General features: G+C 69.3%; 17 protein-coding genes. 14 read left to right on the forward strand and 3 right to left on the reverse strand.

Translation table 11 applies throughout. The annotated features are described in order from the left end of the window. Positions 1-225: 225 nt before the first annotated feature. The 3 genes from WCE39_RS13915 (at position 226) to WCE39_RS13925 (ending at position 5,708) form a co-directional block, all read left to right on the forward strand. Positions 226-1,674, forward strand: a complete 1,449-nt coding sequence (locus WCE39_RS13915) for a dihydrolipoyllysine-residue acetyltransferase (RefSeq protein ID WP_343277275.1) — start codon at positions 226-228, stop codon at positions 1,672-1,674. 10 nt (positions 1,675-1,684) lie between these two features. Next, entirely contained in the window at positions 1,685-3,586 is a 1,902-nt protein-coding gene (lpdA, locus tag WCE39_RS13920; protein ID WP_343277276.1) for a dihydrolipoyl dehydrogenase, read from the forward strand. Positions 3,587-3,785: 199 nt separating this feature from the next. After that, on the forward strand, positions 3,786-5,708 hold the full coding sequence (locus tag WCE39_RS13925) for an N-acetylmuramoyl-L-alanine amidase (RefSeq protein ID WP_343277277.1): 1,923 nt from the start codon (positions 3,786-3,788) through the stop codon (positions 5,706-5,708). Positions 5,709-5,770: 62 nt separating this feature from the next. Here the strand turns inward: WCE39_RS13925 and WCE39_RS13930 are convergent, their stop codons facing one another. Continuing rightward, positions 5,771-6,694 (reverse strand): TonB-dependent receptor, encoded by a 924-nt coding sequence (locus WCE39_RS13930; protein ID WP_343277278.1) that lies wholly within the window; start codon positions 6,692-6,694, stop codon positions 5,771-5,773. Positions 6,695-6,867: 173 nt separating this feature from the next. On the opposite strand from WCE39_RS13930, the gene WCE39_RS13935 reads away from it, so the two are divergent. From WCE39_RS13935 to WCE39_RS13980, 10 genes are all read left to right on the forward strand, one after another. After that, entirely contained in the window at positions 6,868-8,412 is a 1,545-nt protein-coding gene (locus WCE39_RS13935; protein ID WP_343277279.1) for a BCCT family transporter, read from the forward strand. Positions 8,413-8,711: 299 nt separating this feature from the next. Continuing rightward, complete coding sequence (locus WCE39_RS13940) at positions 8,712-9,095, forward strand: hypothetical protein (RefSeq protein ID WP_343277280.1); 384 nt, start codon at positions 8,712-8,714, stop codon at positions 9,093-9,095. Between the two features lies 1 nt (position 9,096). After that, positions 9,097-9,894: a F0F1 ATP synthase subunit A gene (atpB, locus tag WCE39_RS13945; protein ID WP_343277281.1), complete on the forward strand. Its 798-nt coding sequence runs from the start codon at positions 9,097-9,099 to the stop codon at positions 9,892-9,894. A 112-nt stretch (positions 9,895-10,006) separates the two neighbouring features. Further along, complete coding sequence (atpE, locus tag WCE39_RS13950; protein WP_343256079.1) at positions 10,007-10,306, forward strand: F0F1 ATP synthase subunit C; 300 nt, start codon at positions 10,007-10,009, stop codon at positions 10,304-10,306. A 100-nt stretch (positions 10,307-10,406) separates the two neighbouring features. Beyond that, positions 10,407-10,877: a F0F1 ATP synthase subunit B gene (locus WCE39_RS13955; RefSeq protein WP_343277282.1), complete on the forward strand. Its 471-nt coding sequence runs from the start codon at positions 10,407-10,409 to the stop codon at positions 10,875-10,877. A 5-nt stretch (positions 10,878-10,882) separates the two neighbouring features. After that, positions 10,883-11,410, forward strand: coding sequence for a F0F1 ATP synthase subunit delta (locus tag WCE39_RS13960; protein WP_343277283.1), 528 nt, complete (start codon positions 10,883-10,885; stop codon positions 11,408-11,410). A gap of 94 nt (positions 11,411-11,504) precedes the next feature. Next, entirely contained in the window at positions 11,505-13,055 is a 1,551-nt protein-coding gene (gene atpA, locus WCE39_RS13965) for a F0F1 ATP synthase subunit alpha (RefSeq protein WP_343277284.1), read from the forward strand. A gap of 85 nt (positions 13,056-13,140) precedes the next feature. Further along, complete coding sequence (gene atpG / locus WCE39_RS13970) at positions 13,141-14,004, forward strand: F0F1 ATP synthase subunit gamma (RefSeq protein WP_343277285.1); 864 nt, start codon at positions 13,141-13,143, stop codon at positions 14,002-14,004. Between the two features lie 103 nt (positions 14,005-14,107). After that, complete coding sequence (gene atpD, locus WCE39_RS13975) at positions 14,108-15,517, forward strand: F0F1 ATP synthase subunit beta (protein WP_343277286.1); 1,410 nt, start codon at positions 14,108-14,110, stop codon at positions 15,515-15,517. A gap of 15 nt (positions 15,518-15,532) precedes the next feature. Further along, a complete protein-coding gene (locus tag WCE39_RS13980) occupies positions 15,533-15,955 on the forward strand; it encodes a F0F1 ATP synthase subunit epsilon (RefSeq protein WP_343277287.1) in 423 nt (140 codons plus the stop codon). Positions 15,956-16,044: 89 nt separating this feature from the next. On the opposite strand, the gene WCE39_RS13985 is transcribed toward WCE39_RS13980, so the two are convergent. After that, complete coding sequence (locus WCE39_RS13985) at positions 16,045-16,428, reverse strand: GtrA family protein (protein WP_343277288.1); 384 nt, start codon at positions 16,426-16,428, stop codon at positions 16,045-16,047. Next, on the reverse strand, positions 16,425-18,521 hold the full coding sequence (locus tag WCE39_RS13990) for a hypothetical protein (protein WP_343277289.1): 2,097 nt from the start codon (positions 18,519-18,521) through the stop codon (positions 16,425-16,427). Before WCE39_RS13990 ends, WCE39_RS13985 begins: the two co-directional genes overlap by 4 nt. 62 nt (positions 18,522-18,583) lie before the next feature. On the opposite strand from WCE39_RS13990, the gene glmU reads away from it, so the two are divergent. Beyond that, a complete protein-coding gene (gene glmU / locus WCE39_RS13995) occupies positions 18,584-19,972 on the forward strand; it encodes a bifunctional UDP-N-acetylglucosamine diphosphorylase/glucosamine-1-phosphate N-acetyltransferase GlmU (protein WP_343277290.1) in 1,389 nt (462 codons plus the stop codon). The last annotated feature ends 39 nt before the right edge of the window (positions 19,973-20,011 follow it).

Below are 20,011 nucleotides of genomic sequence, written 5' to 3' on the forward strand. Positions count from 1 at the left end.
CATATGGTCCCGGGATGGGACGGCGCCACCCTATCGATGCGCGCATGAATCCCGCTTGTCGCGGCGGCGGGATAACGGGAACTTCCACACATGCGGTTCATCCGCTGCACCACGCGTCCACGCCGGTGAATCGCGGATGAGCGCGGGCGCGGGGGCGGCGCGCTTGGCGCGTGCAGCGGGCGGGGCCACAATAGCGACCCGACCGATCGCCCCGTGGAGACCCCGATGGCCAGCCCCCAGGAAGCACGCGTACCGGACATCGGAGGATTCGACGACGTACCGGTGATCGAAGTGCTGGTCGCCGCCGGCGATGTGGTCGAGAAGGACCAGAGCCTCATCACCCTCGAGTCCGACAAGGCCACGATGGAGGTGCCGGCACCCTTCGCGGGCACCGTGCGCGAGGTCAGGGTAAAGGTCGGCGACACGCTGTCCGAAGGTGGCGTGGTAGCACTGATCGAGCCGGCGGAGGCTGGCGTCGACACAGACGCAACGGGGAATGCCGGTTCCGCAGGCGCTGCGACCGCGACCGGTGGCAACGCTGGCGGTGCGGAGCGCGCCCAACCCGAAGCGGACGCGAAGACCGCGCCCGCCGCCGAGACCGGGACCCGGGTCGAACCCGTTGCCGTGCCCGAGGAGGCAGACAACATCGCGCAGGCCTCGATCGACCACCAGGCGGGCGTGGCGTCGGCCGAGGACACGGCGCCGCCGCGGCGCTTCGACGCCGACGCCCTGATGCCGGACAAGGTGCCCTATGCCAGCCCCGCGGTGCGGCTGTTCGCGCGCGAGCTCGGCGTCGACCTGCTGCAGGTCAGGGGCAGCGCGCGCAACGGGCGCATCACGCGCGAGGACGTGCAGAAGTTCGTCAAGGGCGCGCTTCAGGGCGGCGCCCCGGGGGGCGGTGCGGTCGCCGGTGGCGCGGGCCTGTCGCTGCTGCCATGGCCGAAGGTCGACTTCTCGAAGTTCGGCGAGGTCGAGGAGCAGCCACTGACCCGGATCCAGAAGATCAGCGGCGCCAACCTCGCGCGCAACTGGGCAATGATCCCGCACGTCACCCAGCACGACAGTGCCGACGTGACCGATCTCGAAGCGCTGCGCGTTGCGTTGAACAAGGAAAACGAACGGGCCGCCGCCAAGGGCGAAGGCGTCAAGCTGACCATGCTCGCCTTCATCATGAAGGCCAGCGTCGTGGCGCTGCAGAAGTTCCCGGAGTTCAACGCCTCGCTCGATGCCAGCGGTGAAACGCTGACCCTGAAGAAGTATTTCAACATCGGCTTCGCCGCCGACACGCCCAAGGGACTGGTGGTGCCGGTGGTGCGCGACTGCGACCGCAAGGGCATTAACGAGATCGCGCAGGAGACCTCTGCGCTGGCGAAGAAGGCGCGCGACGGCAAGATCGGCCCGGCGGACATGTCCGGCGGCTGCTTCTCGATCAGCTCGCTTGGAGGCATCGGCGGCACGTCGTTCACCCCGATCATCAACGCCCCCGAGGTCGCGATCCTGGGCGTGTCCAGGTCGGCGATGCAGCCGGTCTGGAACGGCGAAAAGTTCAAGCCGCGGTTGATGCTGCCGCTGTCGCTCTCCTACGACCACCGGGTGATCGACGGTGCCGCGGCGGCGCGCTTCACCGCCTATCTCGCACAGCTGCTCGGCGACATGCGCCGGGCGATGCTCTGAGGGCGCGGACATGGCGAACACGATCGAAGTGAAGGTTCCCGACATCGGCGGCCTGGACGGCGTGCCGGTGATCGAAGTGCTGGTGGCGGTCGGCGACACCGTCGCCGTCGACCAGGGGCTGGCAACGCTGGAGTCGGACAAGGCGACGATGGAAGTGCCCTCGTCGTCCGCCGGCGTGGTCCGCGAGGTCAAGGTCAAGGTCGGCGATACCGTGGCCGAGGGCAGCGTGGTGGTGGTGCTGGAAGCCGAGGCGTCCGCGGACGCTGCGGACAAGCCTGGCCACTCCGGTGATGTGACGGACAAGGCAGGAGACAAGGCCGCGGGCGACGCGGCTGGCAAGGCAAAGGGTGAAGACGCCGGCAAGTCCGGCGCAGCGGCAAAAAGGCCCGCTCCCGCCGATGACGCCGGTCCCGGCAAGCCACCGGTGGCCCGCTCGCATCGCGCGCCCGCCGAGCCGGAAGCGCCCGCGCCAGCCACGCCCAGTGGCCGCAAGGCCGACATCGAGTGCGCCCTGGTCGTGCTGGGCGCAGGCCCCGGCGGCTACACCGCCGCCTTCCGCGCCGCCGACCTCGGCATGGACGTGGTCCTGGTCGAGCGTTACGGACAACTCGGCGGCGTCTGCCTCAACGTCGGCTGCATTCCGTCCAAGGCGCTGCTGCACGCCGCCGGGGTGATCGACGAGGCCGCGCACGCCGCCGACTACGGCATCAGCTTCGGCAAGCCGAAGATCGACATCGACGCCCTTCGCGGCCACAAGGAGGGCGTGGTCGGCCAGTTCAACAAGGGCCTCGCCGGGATGGCGAAGCAGCGCAAGGTGCGCGTGGTCACCGGCACCGGCAGCTTCGCATCGACCAACGAGCTCGAGGTCACCGGCAGCGACGGCAAGGTCCAGCTGCTGCGCTTCGAGCAGTGCATCATCGCCGCCGGTTCGCAGGCGCTGGAGCTGCCGGGCTTCCCCTGGGACGACCCGCGGGTGATGGACTCCACCGACGCGCTTGAGCTCGCTGAAGTTCCGAAGAAGATGCTGGTCGTTGGCGGCGGCATCATCGGCCTGGAGATGGCGACGGTGTACCGCGCGCTGGGCAGCGAGATCACCGTGGTCGAACTGGCCGACCAGTTGATGCCGGGCGCCGACAAGGACCTGGTCAAGCCGCTGGCCGACCGGTTGAAGAAGCAGGGCGTGGCGATCCACCTGAAGACGAAGGTGGTCGAGGCCAAGGCGCAGAAGAGCGGCATCAGCTGCAGCTTCGAAGGCGACAGCATCCCCGACGGCAAACTCTACGACCGCGTGCTGGTGGCCGTGGGCCGCGTCCCGAACGGTGGCCGCATCGGCGCCGAAAAGGCCGGAATCACCGTGGGCGAGCGCGGCTTCATCGAGGTCGACGCGCAGATGCGCACCAACGTGCGCCACATTTTCGCCATCGGCGACCTGGTCGGCCAGCCGATGCTGGCCCACAAGGCGACGCACGAGGGCAAGCTCGCGGCCGAAGTGGCCGCCGGCGAGAAGCGTGAGTGGGTCGCGCGCGTGATCCCCTCGGTGGCCTACACCGATCCCGAGATCGCCTGGGTCGGCCTCACCGAGACCGAGGCCAAGGCCAAGGGCATCAAGCCGGGCGTGGCGAAGTTCCCGTGGGCGGCGAGCGCGCGCGCGGTGGGCATCGGCCGCGGCGAGGGCTTCACCAAGCTCCTGTTCGACGAGGGGACGAAGCGGGTCATCGGCGGCGCCATCGTCGGCGTGCACGCCGGCGAGCTGATCGCCGAGGTGGCGCTTGCGATCGAGATGGGCGCCGAAGCCGCCGACTTCGGCCATACCATCCATCCGCACCCGACGCTCTCGGAGTCGGTGGCGATGGCGGCCGAGGCCTTCGAGGGCACCATCACCGACCTGTACATGCCCAAGAAGCGCGGCTGAGGCCGGGCGACCCGCGTGAAATCGTGATCCCGTCCGCGCTTTCCGCGGACGGGTTTCGCCTTTCCGGCCGATCTAGGGCCGGCCCCATCTGTCGCCATCTCCTGCCGGGCCGCCAACTCGCGTGACGGGCCATCGACGCCCGTTCCGGGCGCTTTGGGATGCCTGGATTCCGCGCGCAAGCGCAACCAGGAGGGGTGAGATGACATCTGCAAACAGGAAGTTGTTGGGCGTGGCTGTGGCCGTCGCCTGCATCGGCACGGTGGGCGTGGCGGCGAATGCCTCGGCATCGGAAACCAGAAGCCGGCTGCAGCCCGAGGCGGTGGAGCTCGAGCGCCAGGAGCGCGCCATGGACCAGCGCCTGCGCGATGAGGAGACCCGCCTGCGCGTCGAGCGCGCGGCCTATCCCTCGCTGTTCGCGCGCGCCTATGCGGCGTATCCGCAGATTCCCCGTGGCACGCTCGAGTCCATCGCCTACGTGCAGAGCCGCTGGCACAACGTCCGCGCCGACCAGGCCGGTGACATGGGCGACCATCACCACATGCCCGCCGCGCACGGCGTGATGGGTCTTTACGCCGGCAACGGCTTCGCCGACCAGGTGGGCGAGGCCGCAGCGCTCCTGGGCGTGCCCGCGGAGCGCGTGAAGCACGACCCTGCCGTCAACATCATGGCCGCGGCCGCGCTGCTTGGCCGCCAACTGCGTGGCAAGGACGTGCGCGACCTCGAATCGCTGGCGCCGGAGCTCGCGCGCTATGCCGGCTACTCCGCCGCGCCCGGTGGCGGCGCGATCGACGACTACGCGCGCGCCAGCTTCGCCTTCGACGTGCTGCTGGCCCAGGACCGCGGCGTCGACGAGAAGGGCATGGTCGTGCCGCAGACGGCGGTGGCCTGGGAGCGCGCCTTCGACGTGCCGACGCTGGTGAAGCTGCAGGCTCCGTTCGTGCGCCTGGACGTGGAGGGCGACCGCATCGAAGTGGACGGCTTCGCCATCGACCCGGTGAGCGAGCAGCTGGTGCGCAAGGCCTCGAAGAAGGACCGCGACGGCAGCCTGCGCGCGCAGAGCACCGATTACGGCCCGGCGATCTGGAACCCGGCGCATTCGAGCAACTACAACGCCTCGCGCAGCGCAGCGGTCAGCGCGGTCACCCTGCACACGGCGCAGGGCAGCTACGCCGGCACCATCAGCTGGTTCAAGAACTCCACGTCCAACGTCAGCGCGCACTACGTGATCCGAAGCTCCGACGGCCAGGTCACGCAGATGGTGCGCAACGCCCACACCGCCTGGCACGTGCGCAACCAGAACAGCTACACCCTGGGTATCGAGCACGAGGGCTACGTCAACAACAGCAGCTGGTACACCACCGCGATGTACAACGCATCGGCGGCGCTGGTGCGCAGCTTCTGCTCGAAGTACAGCGCCATCAGCTGCGCCAGCGCCTACAAGGGCGCGCCCAGCAGCGGCATCAACGTCCTGCCGACCAGCGTCAAGATCAAGGGCCACCAGCACTTCAGCGGGCAGACGCACACCGACCCCGGCATCAACTGGAACTGGGCCAGCTACTACACGCGGCTGAATCCGGGCTCCGGCGGCGGCACCCGCATCTTGGATTCGTTCGAGGGCAGCGTCGGCCACTTCAACACCAGCCCGGCGTATTCGGGCAGTACGACGGGCATCTCCACCGCATCCACGGCCACCCGCACCTGCACCACGCGCAGGAACGGCAGCTGCTCGCTGCGCGTGCTGCTCAAGGACAATCCCAACACGTCGGCCGGCTGGGCGGTGCGCCTGCTGTCGGGCTCGGGCAGCCCGGGCAGCAACACGGCGCTGTCCCGCGCCAACGGCAGCGTCGGCTTCTGGGTGTACGCCGGTGGCAGCGGCATGAGCGTGGCGATGGGCATCGACGACAGCGACGGCACCGAGCGCTCGGTCAGCCGCAGCCTCGCGGCCAACGCCTGGACCTATGTCTCCTGGAGCCTCACCGATGCCGCGCAGTGGAACGCCTGGGTCGGCGGAAACGGCGCGATCACCGCAAGCAGCGTGAAGCTGGATGCGATCTGGCTGTACCACGCCAATACCAGCTATGACATCAACGTCTACATCGACGACGTGCAAGTCAGGAACTGAGCAGGCGCCGCGGGGTCCGGGAATACCCGGCCCCGCGGCGGCTTCGCATCACTGTCGCAGCATCAGAACCGGAAGGTCACGCCCGCCATCGGGCCATGCACCTTGAGCTCGGCGCTGCCGGTGCCGGCGTAGTCGATGTCGGCCAGGCCGGCTTCGGCCGGCGGCACGATGGTGCCGGCGAACCGGTCGCGCAGCTTCAGGCGGAACCAGTCGTAGCCTACGTGCACGCCGAAGCGTTCGGTGACCAGGTATTCGACCACCACGCCGGCCCGTTCGAAGTGACCGTCCTCGTCGACGAAGTCGCCCCAGCCGGCGTCCAGGTACTGGCCTTCGAAGTCCACGCGCCAGCGGTCTGCCGGACGCCAAGTCAGCCGCGTGTGGATGGCGGGACTCCAGCCCGTGACTTCGTCGCGCAGGCGCGCCGAGCCGGCATCGAGCTCCTCGGTCCCGGTCCAGCTGGCGTCGGCCACGGCCTCCAGGTCGACGTGGGTGGCGCCCAGGCCCAGGCCCCACTCCAAGGCCGGCGTGGCCACGATCGCGTACTCGTAGTGCAGCGAGGCCATCGCGAACTTGATCCGGCCCGAAGCGTCCACGGCCGGCAGGGTGAGGGATTCGCCGGGCGTGGGGTTGACGACGCCGCCGCCGAAGCTCCAGGCATCGTCGTTCTCGTAGTCGTAGTAGCTGGCGCCGATCGACTGGCGGTCGGAGATGCGCACGTTGAGGGCGCCACGCGGGCGCCAGTCGTCTCCGGTGTCGAGGGTGGCGGCATCGGAGAAGGCCGCGGTGTCGGTGCCGTCACTGGCTTCGCCGTCCACGCCGACGCGCAGGTCGGCGCCGGGATTGAAGGCGCTCAGGCGCAGCGTGAAGCGGTCGTCGCGGTCGTTGCCGTCCTGGGCCAGCGCCGGGGACGCGATGGCCACCAGGGCAAGGGCGAGGGCGGTGCGGCGGAGGGTGGTGCTGGAGGTGCGGTGATGCGCGCGGATCATGGAGGGGCCTTCGACGTGGGGGGCGTGCAGTGTCAAACGCCACCCGGTGGCCGAGGCGTGAACGCGCTTGTGGCGCGCGGCCGCGCGGCGCGGGCTTCCAGCGGCATGACGCCGCCTCACGCCAGCCGTGCCTATGCTGTCGCCCGCATTCGATGGAAGGGCGGGGGTTGTCCATGGTGTTCCGCATTTCGCTGCTGCTGGTCGTCGCGCTGGCCGTGATCGCGGGCATGGCGCCCGGTCCGTTCGGCACGCTGACATCGGCGGCACTCGCGGCAGTCATCACTCATGCCGGCTGGCTGTACCTGCTGATCGTGTTCCTGACGCTGCTGTTCCTGGCGTATCTCGCGTTCGGGCCCTTCGCGCGCCTGCGTATCGGCGGGCGGGACGCGGAGCCCGAGTTTTCCAGCTTGGCCTGGCTGTCGATGCTGTTCGCCGCGGGCATGGGCATCGGCCTGGTGTTCTGGGGTGCCGCGGAGCCGGTCTCGCACCTGGTGAACCCGCCGGAAGGCCTGCCGCCGGGCAGCCCGCAGGCGGCGCGCGCAGCCATGCGCTACACCTTCTTCCATTGGGGCCTGCACCCGTGGGCGATCTACGCGCTGATGGGCCTGGCGATCGCCTGGTTCCAGTACAACCGCGGCGGGCGCGGCCTGATCAGCGACCTGCTGCAGCCGCTGATCGGGGACCGCCACCTGGGCTGGATCGGCACGCTGGTCAACATCGTCGCGGTGGTGGGCACCGCCACCGGCGTGGACACCACGCTGGGCTTCGGCACCATGCAGATCAGCGCTGGCATGGCGCGCGTGTTCGGCCTGCCCACCGGCCTGGGCATGCAGCTGGCGGTGATCGGCGCGTGCTTCGTGCTGTACATGGCCTCCAGCGCCAGCGGCGTGGACCGCGGCATCAAATGGCTGTCGACCTTCAACCTGATCCTTGCCGGCGTGCTGCTGCTGGCGGTGGCCCTGCTCGGTCCCACGGGCTTCATCTTCGAGATCTTCACCACCTCGCTGGGCAGCTACTTCGACCACCTCATCGAGATGAGCCTGCGCATGGCGCCGTTCTCCGAAAGCACCTGGGTGGCCGACTGGACGATTTTCTACTGGGCCTGGTGGATCTCGTGGTCGCCCTTCGTGGGCTCCTTCATCGCCCGCGTCTCCTACGGCCGCAGCGTGCGCGAGTTCGTACTCGGCGTGGTCGCGGTGCCGAGCCTGCTCGGCTTCGCCTGGTTCGCCACGTTCGGCGGCGCCGCGCTGTGGGGTGAAATGTTGGGAGGCGGAGACATGGCGGGAGCGCTGGCGCAGGGCTACGAGACCGTGCTGTTCAGCATGTACGCCAGCCTGCCGTTCGCGCAGCTGCTGTCCGGCGTGACCATCCTGCTGCTGGTGATCTTCTTCATCACCTCGGCGGATTCCGCGGTGCTGGTGCTTGGATTGATGTCCGGCGAAACCGCTGGCGATCCCCCCCTGTCGCGCAAGTTCGCCTGGGGCATCGCCATCGCCCTGATCGCTGCCGCCATGCTCATGGCTGGCGGGCTGGAGGCGCTGCAGACGCTCATCACCGTTGCCGCGCTGCCGTTCGCGCTGCTGATGATCGGCGTGATGGTGGGCCTGCAGCGCGTGCTGGGCATCGAGGCACTGCGCGAAAAGGCGGAAGAGCGCCGCGCCCGTCGTGCGATCGAGGAGTGGATCGCGCGCGACCGCGAGCGGGAGCCCGGCGCCTGACAAGTCGAAGCCCCGGGGAGTCCGGGGCTTCTGCAGGGCCTGCGCGGATCGACGAGGGGAGAGCGCACGCAGGCCGCGCACAGGGTCAGACAGCGGGATCGCGAAAAGGTTTCGCCCGGCCGCCGTCGCATTCATCCGCTCCGGGCCAGAGCGTGGACCTGCCGTCCCGGGACTCGGTGGCACCTCGTTCAGGCGCCCGACTTCTCCCATTGGCCCCCGACCTGATTCGACTGCTATAATTCCGGGGCTAGACGGGGCCAGTTTGTTTGGCCGGCTCCCGCACCACACCCAAGGACGCCATGTTGAATCCCCTTGCCGCAGGTTCGCGGCTGGTGCGGCGCACGATCACCTGGCAGGTGGTCGCGGTCGCCGCGCTGGCGCTTGCGCTGCTCGCGAAGGGATCCGCGTGGTCGCTGGGCGCGGTGGCAGGAGGCGCGGCCATCGCCGCGGGCGGCGCGCTGTACGGCGTGCTGGCGCTCGGTGGAGGTATTGCACCGGCCACCGGCGCGCTTGCGCGCATGGTGCTGGGGCTGCTGGCGAAGTGGGTGGTGGTGATCGCGGTGCTGGTGGTCGCGATCGGCCTGGTGCGGCTGCCGCCCCTCGCAGTGATCGGGGGCGTGATCGTCGCCCTGGTGGCACAGGTGCTGGCCATGGCCAGCGGACATCGAAACGGGAATCCTTGAAATGGCGGCTGCGGCGGACCTTACCCCCACCAGCTACATCCAGCACCACCTGCAGAACCTGACCGCGTCGGTCGGCGAGGGGTCGTTCATGACCCTGCACGTCGACACCCTGGTCAGCTCGGTGGCGATGGGCCTGCTGATCACCTTCCTGTTCTGGATCGCCACCCGCCGCGCCACCGCGGGCGTGCCCGGAAAGTGGCAGGCCTTCGTCGAGATCATGCTCGAGTTCGTCGACCGCCAGGCGCGGGACACGTACCACGGGACCAGCAAGCTGGTGACGCCGATCGCGATCACCCTGTTCTTCTGGATCCTGCTGATGAACATGCTGAAGTTCATCCCGGCGGACTTCTTCGCCATCCCGCTTGCATGGGTGGGCGTGGAGTACTGGAAGCCGGTGCCGACGGCCGACGTCAACGCCACGCTCGGCATGTCGATCAGCGTGTTCTTCCTGATGCTGTTCTTCGCCCTGCGCTCCAAGGGCCTGGGCGGCTTCACAAAGGAATTCCTGACCGCGCCCTTCGGCAAGTGGATGATGCCGTTCAACCTCATCCTCAACATCGTCGAATGGATCTCGAAGCCGGTTTCGCTGGCGATGCGACTGTTCGGCAACATGTTCGGCGGCGAGATCGTGTTCCTGCTGATCTGGGTGCTTGGCGGCGCCAGCATCATCGGCATGCTCGGCGGCGCGGTGTTCGGCTTGGGCTGGATGATCTTCCACATCCTGGTGGTCCCGCTGCAGGCCTTCATCTTCATGATGCTGTCGATCGTCTACCTGAGCCTGTCGGAAGACAGCCACTGACGTCCCGGCTCCAGTTCCCGGCTCCAGTTCAAGTTCAAGTTTTTCAGCTCCAACTCCAGCTCCACCCCAACCCTTTCGTCCAACCCTCAAAGCATCACGCCCGGAGATAACCATGGAAACCATCCTCACCACGCTTGCCCAGGTCCAGGCCTTCACTGCCCTCGGTATCGGCATCATGGTCGGCCTCGCCGCGCTCGGCGCCGGTCTCGGCCTCGCCATCATGTCCGGCAAGTTCCTCGAGTCGGCCGCGCGCCAGCCCGAGCTGATCCCGGTGCTGCAGGTCCGCATGTTCATCACCGCCGGCCTGATCGACGCCGCGTTCATCATCTCGGTCGCCGTCGGCCTGCTGTTCGCGTTCGCCAGCCCGTTCATCGGCCCGTGGACCGACGCCCTGGCGCAGCTGGCCGGCTGATCGCCTCGCCGCGCACGGCACGGGCGGCACCCGCCGCCCGCGCCCCGCAGCAAGGCCGGCATGCGCCCCGCATGCCCCGACCAACACGACAGGCACTGCCATGAACATCAATCTCACCCTGATCGCCCAAGCGCTTTCGTTCGCGGCGCTGATCTGGCTGATCGCCACCTTCGTCTGGCCGCCGCTGCTCAAGGCCATCGAAGAGCGCCAGCAGAAGATCGCCGAGGGCCTCGCCGCCGCCGACAACAGCCAGCGCGCGCTTGCGCAGGCCCAGGACAAGGCGGGCGAGGAGCTCAAGGTCGCGCGCACCAAGGCCAACGAGATCATCGACCAGGCGCACCAGCGCGCCAACCAGATCGTCGAGGCGGCGCGCGTGGAAGCGCAGACCGAGTCGATCCGGCAGAAGGCGCTGTTCGACGCTGAAATCGAAGCTTCGGCCAACCGGGCCCGCGAGGACCTGCGTCGCCAGGTGTCGATGCTCGCCGTGGCCGGCGCCGAGAAGCTCCTGAAGCGTGAGATCGACGCCAGCGCCCACAAGGCGCTGCTCGACGAACTCGCCGCGGAGATCTGAGCCCCATGAGCCAGGAGATCACCCTCGCCCGTCCCTACGCCCGCGCCGCCTTCGGGATCGCGCGCGACCGTGGCGATTTCGCGGGCTGGTCGCAGGCGCTGGCGTTCTCCGCCCGCGTCGCGGCCGATCCGCAGGTCGCGCCGCTGCTTGGGCACCCGTCGCTGGCCGACGCCGACGCGGTCGCGCTGCTGGCACCCGAGGCCGCGTCAGCGGAACAGCGCGCCTTCCTCGCGCTCCTGGCCGGCAACGGCCGCCTGGCCCAGCTGCCGGAGATCGCGGGCCTGTACGAGGACCTGCGCGCCGAGGCCGAGCGCGTCGTACGCGCCACGGTGACGTCGGCGGCCGAGCTGTCCGAGGCCGAGATGGCCGGCATCCGCGCCGCGCTCGAGCGTCGTTTCGGCACTGCGGTCGAAGTCGAGACCACGATCGACGCCGCGCTCATCGGCGGCGCGGTGATCAGCGCCGGGGACGTCGTCATCGACGGTTCGCTGCGCGGCAAGCTCGGCCGCCTGCAGACGGCACTGAACCAGTAAACAGGGCCGTTGCGGTCCGGCGATGGCCGGCGCGACGCCACCACAAGATCCACTTACCGCGCACCACCCGCTGGCGCGCACCGAGGAACCGGAAATGGCAAGCACCCAGCTCAACCCCTCTGAAATCAGCGAACTGATCAAGAGCCGCATCGAGACGGTCAAGCTGGCCGCCGAAGCGCGCAACGAGGGCACGGTCACCTCCGTGTCCGACGGCATCGTGCGCATCTACGGCCTGGCCGACGTGATGCAGGGCGAAATGATCGAGCTGCCCAACGACACCTTCGCGCTCGCGCTGAACCTCGAGCGCGACTCGGTCGGCGCAGTGGTGCTTGGCGACTACGAGCACCTGCGCGAGGGCGACGTGGCCAAGACCACCGGCCGCATCCTCGAAGTGCCCGTGGGCCCGGAGATGCTGGGCCGGGTGGTCAACGCGCTCGGCGAGCCGATCGACGGCAAGGGTCCGATCGGCGCCAAGCTGTCGGCGCCGGTTGAGCGCGTGGCGCCGGGCGTGATCTGGCGCAAGTCGGTCGACCAGCCGGTGCAGACCGGCTACAAGTCGGTCGACGCGATGATCCCGATCGGCCGCGGCCAGCGCGAGCTGATCATCGGCGACCGCCAGACCGGCAAGACCGCGCTGGCCATCGACGCGGTGATCAACCAGAAGGACACGGGCATCAAGTGCGTGTACGTCGCCATCGGCCAGAAGGCCTCGACGGTCGCGAACATCGTGCGCAAGCTCGAAGAGAACGGCGCCCTGGCGCACACCGTGGTCGTCGCCGCGACCGCCTCCGAGTCGGCCGCGATGCAGTACATCAGCGCCTACTCCGGCTGCACCATGGGCGAGTACTTCATGGACCGCGGCCAGGACGCCCTGATCGTGTACGACGACCTGTCCAAGCAGGCCGTGGCCTATCGCCAGATCTCGCTGCTGCTGCGCCGCCCGCCGGGCCGCGAAGCCTACCCGGGTGACGTCTTCTACCTGCACTCCCGCCTGCTGGAGCGCGCGGCGCGCGTGTCCGAAGACTACGTCGAGAAGTTCACCGACGGCGAAGTGAAGGGCCAGACCGGCTCGCTGACCGCGCTGCCGATCATCGAGACGCAGGCCGGCGACGTCTCCGCGTTCGTGCCGACCAACGTGATCTCGATCACCGACGGCCAGATCTTCCTCGAGACCGACCTGTTCAACGCCGGCATCCGCCCGGCCGTGAACGCCGGTATCTCGGTGTCGCGCGTGGGTGGCGCGGCGCAGACCAAGATCATCAAGAAGCTGTCCGGCGGCATCCGCATCTCGCTGGCGCAGTACCGCGAGCTGGCTGCGTTCGCGCAGTTCGCGTCCGACCTCGACGACGCCACCCGCAAGCAGCTCGAGCGCGGCCAGCGCGTCACCGAACTGATGAAGCAGAAGCAGTACCAGCCGATGTCGATCGCCCACCAGGCGCTGTCGATCTACGCGGTGAACGAGGGCTTCCTCGACGACGTGGCGGTCAACAAGATCGGCGCGTTCGAGGAAGGCCTGCACGCGCACTTCGACAACACCGCGGGCGAGCTGGTCTCGAAGGTCAACGCCAGCGGCGGTTGGAACGACGAGATCGAAGCCGCGTTCCGGAAGGGCATCGAAGACTTCAAGGCGACCGGATCCTGGTGATGCCGGCCGGAGGACCCGGGGTCGCCTGACCCCGGCCCGACGACCCCAGTACCAGAACCCCGTAGCGAGCAGAGCGAGCGAAGACATGGCCGGCGGCAGAGAAATCAAAACCAAGATCAAGAGCGTGCAGAACACCCGCAAGGTGACGCGCGCGCTCGAAATGGTCTCGGCCTCGAAGATCCGCAAGGCGCAGGAGCGGATGAAGGCCTCGCGCCCGTACGCGCGCGCGATGAAGCAGATGATCGGCCACCTTGCGCAGGCCAACACCGACTACCGGCATCCGTTCCTGGTGGAGCGGCCGGAGGTCAAGCGCGTCGGCTACGTCATCGTGTCGTCCGACCGCGGCCTGGCCGGCGGCCTCAACAACAACCTGTTCCGCAAGCTGCTGGGCGAGATCCGCCAGTGGCAGGAGAAGGGGGTCGAGGTCGACGTGGTCACCATCGGCCAGAAGGCGACGGTGTTCTTCCGCCGCCTGAAGGTGGACATGCTGGCCAGCGTCACCCACCTGGGCGACAACCCGGAAGTCGAGCAGCTTATCGGCATCGTCAAGGTGATGATCGACGGCTTCATCGAAGGCCGCCAGGACCGCGTGTTCGTGGTCTACAACGACTTCGTCAACACGATGACCCAGCGCGCGGCCTTCGACCAGCTGCTGCCGCTGCCGCCGTCGGACGAGAAGCTGGTGACCCACGACTGGGACTACCTGTACGAACCCGACGCCGAGTCCGTGCTCGAGCACGTGTTGACGCGCTACATCGAGTCGCTGGTGTACCAGGCTGTGATGGAGAACATCGCCTCCGAGCACGCCGCGCGCATGGTGGCCATGAAGGCTGCGAGCGACAACGCCAACAAGCTGATCGACACGCTGAACCTGGTCTACAACAAGGCCCGGCAGGCGGCGATCACCCAGGAAATCTCCGAGATCGTCGGCGGCGCGGCGGCGGTCTGATCCAGACAGCATGTGGGAGGGGCCCGACGGCCCGGTCCCGAACAATCGCGGCCATGGCCGCTCCCACAACCAAAGAACACAGCAAGTTTCAGAGGACCAGGCAATGAGCAACCAGGGCAAGATCGTTCAGATCATCGGCGCCGTCGTCGACGTGGAATTCCCGCGCAGCGAAGTGCCGAAGGTGTACGACGCACTGAAGGTCGAAGGCACCGAAATCACGCTTGAAGTGCAGCAGCAGCTCGGCGACGGCATCGTGCGCGCGATCGCGCTCGGCTCCACCGACGGCCTGAAGCGGAACCTGATAGCCACCAACACCGGCACCGGCATCGTGGTTCCGGTCGGCGAAGGCACGCTGGGCCGCATCATGGACGTGCTCGGCCGCCCGATCGACGAGGCCGGCCCGGTCGACGCGTCCGCGCACTGGGAAATCCACCGTGCCGCGCCGTCGTACGAGGACCAGTCCTCGTCCACCGAGCTGCTGGAAACCGGCATCAAGGTCATCGACCTGATGTGCCCGTTCGCCAAGGGCGGCAAGGTCGGCCTGTTCGGCGGCGCCGGCGTGGGCAAGACCGTCAACATGATGGAACTGATCAACAACATCGCCAAGGCGCACGAAGGCCTGTCGGTGTTCGCCGGCGTGGGCGAGCGTACCCGCGAGGGCAACGACTTCTACCACGAGATGAAGGATTCCAACGTCCTCGACAAGGTGGCGATGGTCTACGGCCAGATGAACGAGCCGCCGGGCAACCGCCTGCGCGTGGCGCTGACCGGCCTGACCATGGCCGAGTACTTCCGCGACGAGAAGGACGAGTCGGGCCGCGGCAAGGACGTGCTGCTGTTCGTCGACAACATCTACCGCTACACCCTGGCCGGTACCGAAGTGTCGGCCCTGCTGGGCCGCATGCCGTCGGCGGTGGGCTACCAGCCCACGCTGGCCGAGGAAATGGGCGTGCTGCAGGAACGCATCACCTCCACCAAGTCCGGTTCGATCACCTCGATCCAGGCCGTGTACGTGCCCGCGGACGACCTGACCGACCCGTCGCCGGCCACCACCTTCGCGCATCTCGACGCCACCGTGGTGCTGTCGCGCAACATCGCCTCGCTGGGCATCTACCCGGCGGTCGACCCGCTCGACTCGACTTCGCGCCAGCTCGACCCGAACGTGATCGGCAGCGAGCACTACGACACCGCGCGCCGCGTGCAGTCGACGTTGCAGAAGTACAAGGAGCTCAAGGACATCATCGCGATCCTGGGCATGGACGAGCTGTCGGAAGAAGACAAGCAGGCCGTGTCGCGGGCGCGCAAGATCGAGCGCTTCTTCTCGCAGCCCTTCCACGTGGCCGAAGTGTTCACCGGCTCGCCGGGCAAGTACGTGCCGCTTAAGGAAACCATCCGCGGCTTCAAGGGCATCGTGGACGGCGAGTACGACCACCTGCCGGAGCAGGCGTTCTACATGGTCGGTTCGATCGACGAAGCCGTCGAGAAGGCCGCGAAGATGGCCGAAAAGGCCTGAGGCAGGTAAGCACCCATGACCACCATCCGTTGCGACATCGTCAGCGCCGAGGCGGAGATCTTCCGCGGCGAGGCCACCATGGTGGTGGTCACCGGTGAGGTGGGCGAGCTCGGCATCGCGCCGCGCCACGCGCCGCTCATCACCCGCCTGAAGCCGGGCAAGGTCGTGGTCACCCAGGCCAACGGCGAGAAGCTGGACTTCGCCATCAGCGGCGGCATCCTCGAGGTGCAACCGCAGGTGGTGACGATCCTGGCCGACACCGCGATCCGCGCCGACGAGATCGACGAGGCCGCGGTGCGCAAGGTCAAGGAAGAAGCCGAGCGCGTGCTCGCCGGCCGCGGCGAGGCGATGGACATCGCCGAGGCGCAGCAGAAGATGGCCGAGGTCGCGGCCCAGCTGCAGGCGCTGGAGCGCCTGCGCAAGAACCTGAAGCACTGACGGCAGAACCGCGCCGCGCCCCGGGGCGTGGCTCCTTGAAAGAACCCCGCCGCCGTGCGGGGTTTTTTCTTTCCGAACCTTCGCGCGGGCTAGCGGCGGTAGACCCAGTGCCTGGAGCCGAGGAAGCCGATCACGCCCAGGCAGGCCTCCACCAGGGGCTTCGCAAGCCACGCCCACTTGCGTCCCAGCACGTCGTCGATCGCCTCGATCGCGACCGTGCTGAGCAGGGTCATCAGCAGCCACATCGCGATGAAGCGCACCAGCTGGCGCCGGCCGAGCACGTGCTCGTCGCCGGTGAAGGTGATCTTGCCGTTGAGCCAGAAGCCCAGCATCGCGCCGGTGACGCGCCCGGCCACGTTGGCCAGCCCGATGCGCAGGCCGAAGTGGCTGAGCAGCACCATGACGCCCCAGTCGAGCAGCCACTGGATGCCGCCCACCACCAGGAAGCGAGGACCCTGCCTGCGCAGCGTCATCGCGCCGGTTCCGCGGGCGGCGCGTCCCCGGCACCGGTCGGATCCGGCGGCAACCGCCACCATTCCACGTCCTGCACGCCGCCCATGCGGCGAGCGCCGGACAGCCGCAGCGCGGCGGCCCGCGCGGGTGGAAGCCGGTCCGCGCGCAGCACCAGGTCGACGATGCCCTCGCGCCGCCAGAGCGTCAGCCAGGTGGCGCCGCCGGCGTCCGCGTCCGCGCGCCGCGCCTCCGTCTCGAGCGAGGGGTCGTACCAGGACACGGTGCGCGCGGCGGATCCGAATTCCGCCAGCACCGGCACGTCCAGCGCAAGCGCGAGCACGGCACCCGGTGGGCCGTCATCGACCTCGTGCTGGGCGCGGACGAGTGCGGCCACCATGCGTTCCGGGGCGTATTCGCTGAATGTGGCGGCGTCGCGGCCCGCGGCCACCACGCTGTCCTTCACGATGCCGGTGCGGAGCATCCAATGGCCGTTGGCCTGGAACAGCAGGTTGGCGATGCAGGTGGCGGCCAGCAGCACGTGGGCGCTCCGCGGCGCCGCCCCGCGCGCCGCCACCACGAGGGCCGGCAGGGCGAGCACCAGCGCCGGGTACACGTAGCGCAGGTACTGGGTGGCCAGCAGCGGTGCCGCCACCATGGCCAGCGCGAGCGCGGCCAGCGCGCGCGTGCGCCGCTGCCACAGCGCGACCAGCCAGGCGCCCGCGAGCGCCACTAGCACGAAGCCGCCGCCGCCCGGGAAGGCCTCGAGGTAGCGCCCGGTGTCGAAGGTCATCCGCCACGGCAGCAGCGGTCCGAAGCCCGCGTGCCAGCGTGCGTCCCTGAAGGCGCCGCCGAAATGGGGCGAGCCGAAGACATCGTTCATCAGCGGCAGCACCGGATTGCCGGCGATGACCCAAGCGTAGGCATAGCTGCCGCCGCCCAGCGCGGCCAGCAGTGCAAGCCCGCCCAGCGCGGTGCGCGCGTCCAGCACGCTGCGGTGCCGCCATGCGAGCCAGGGCAGCAGCAGGGCGGCAAAGCCGGCCGCGGCAAGCTTGGTCGCCAGCAGCAGGCCAAGCAGCGCGCACGCCGCGAGGAGCGCCCTTCGCGAGGGGGGGTTCAGGCCCAGCCAGGCGGCCCACGCAAGCGCCGCCGCGCTGGGAAGCTCGGTCTGCATGCCCAGGGCCAGCGCTGCCGTCGGCGGCAGGCTCGCGTACAGCGCGACCGTCCACGCGCGCGCGCGCAGGTCGCCGCCAAGGCCGGCCGCGAGGCGCCACAGCGCGGTCGCGGTAAGTGCCAGCCACAGGGCGTTCACCGCCCCGCGGGCCTCGGCGCCGGCCAGCAGCTGCGGTATCGCCTGCACCACGTCGGCGGCCCAGGGAGCGAGCGCCCACGCATGGACATCGGGATCCATCGCCAGCCGGCCTTCCAGCTGCAGCGACCAGGGCAACAGCAGGTGGTAGCCGACGTCGTCGTGCTGCGTGGTCGGCGGCCAGCAGGCCGTGGAGGCAAGCCCCAGGACGAGCACCGTCAGCGCCAGCGCCCGCGGGTCGGCGGCCACCGTGCGGCGCCAGCCACCGGCGGCCGCCTGCAGCGAGGCCAGGAGCTCGCGCCGTCGCCAGGCGACGAGCGCCGCCAGCACCGCCAGGTAGGTCCAGCGCGCATGCAGCGGCAGCGGCATCAGCCAGCCCAGCACGCCCGCAGCCAGCGCCAGGCCGGTGATGCACTGTGCGGCCGCGGGGGCGTTCGGCAGCAGCAGGCCGCCAAGCGCGACCGTGGCGCCCGCCATGAGCAGCATCGCGAGCAGGGGCAGCGGATCGCCGAACCAGGCCAGCGCGAGCAGCCAGGCCAGCGCCAGTCCGTGTGCGAGGGCAAGGCCGGTGGTGCGCCGCAGGCCCCATGCGAATCCCAGCGCCAGCAGCGCGATCACCGCCAGCGCGGTGGTGCGTGCCGGCACCCAGTGCTCGAACATCCCGTGCGACAGCATGCCGCCGATCCAGGCCATGGCGCCGGCCCACAGCAGGCCCGCCGCCACGCGGCGCGCCGCCATCCGCTGGGGCGCGGCGGTGCCGGCCGTGGCGGTGCCTGTGGATCGTCCGGGTGGCACGGCTCGCGACATCGCGCGCATGCTAGCAGCCGGCACCTTAGAATGGCCGCCGGAACACCCAGGCCAGGACGAGCATGCCCGCACAGGACCCCCCCGCAAACGAACTCCACGTCGTGATCCTCGCCGCCGGCGAGGGCAAGCGCATGAAGTCCGCGCTCCCCAAGGTGCTGCAGAAGATCGCCGGCAGGCCGATGCTCGCGCACGTCATCGATGCGGCGCGCGCGCTGGAGCCCGCTGCGATCCATGTCGTCCACGGCCATGGCGGCGACCAGGTGCGCGAGGCATTCGCCGGCCAGTCCGACCTGGAGTGGGTGGAGCAGGCGCGCCAGCTCGGCACCGGGCACGCCGTCCGCGAAGCCATGCCCGGCGTGCCCGACGGCGCGCAGGTGCTGGTGCTGTACGGCGACGTGCCGCTGATCACCGCGGCCACGCTGCGCCGCCTGCTCGAGGCCGGCGACCGGCTGGCGGTGCTGGTGGCCGAACTCGACAATCCGCGTGGCTACGGCCGCATCGTGCGCGATTCGGAAGGCAACGTCGGCGCCATCGTCGAGGAAAAAGACGCCGACGCCGAGCAGCGCCGCATCACCACGGTCAACACCGGCGTGCTCGCCGCCGAGGCCACCGCGCTCAAGAACTGGCTTGGCAGACTGTCCAGCGACAACGCCCAGGGCGAGTACTACCTGACCGACGTCTTCGAAATGGCCGCCGCCGAATACAGCGCCGCGGAGATGGTGTTCGTGGACGAAGCCATCGAGACCGAGGGCGCGAACGACCCCTGGCAGCTGGCCCAGCTGGAGCGCGCGATGCAGGCGCGCCTGGTGCGCGCGCTGTGCGTCGAGGGCGTGCGCTTCGCCGATCCGGGGCGGGTCGACATCCGCGGCGAGGTCATCGTGGGCCGCGACGTCGAAATCGATGCCAGCGTGGTCTTCGAAGGCCGGGTGGTGCTCGGCGACGGCGTGCGCATCGGCCCCTTCTGCCGCATCCGCGACGCCGAACTCGGGCCGGGCACCGAGGTTCGCGCCCACTGCGACATCCACGGCGCGCGCACCGAGGGCGCGGTGCAGATCGGTCCGTTCGCGCGCCTGCGCCCGGGCACGGTGCTGGCCGACGGCGTGCACATCGGCAACTTCGTCGAGGCCAAGAACGCGGTGCTGGGCGTGGGCAGCAAGGCCAACCACCTCAGCTACCTGGGCGATGCCGCGATCGGCGCCGGGGTGAACGTCGGCGCGGGCACCATCACCTGCAACTACGACGGCGCCAACAAGTCCACGACCACCATCGAGGATGGCGCCTTCATCGGCTCGAACACATCGCTGGTGGCGCCGGTGACCGTCGGCCGCGATGCGACGATTGCCGCCGGTTCGGTGATCACCGGCAACGCCCCCGAAGGCAAGCTGACCATCGCCCGCGGCCGCCAGCAGACGATCGAAGGCTGGCAGCGCCCGAAGAAGCAGCCCAAATAGCCGGGCTGACTGTAAGGTCCGAGAATACTGTGGGAGCGG

The organism is Luteimonas yanweni (assembly GCF_039548475.1).
Taxonomy (GTDB): Bacteria; Pseudomonadota; Gammaproteobacteria; order Xanthomonadales; family Xanthomonadaceae; genus Luteimonas.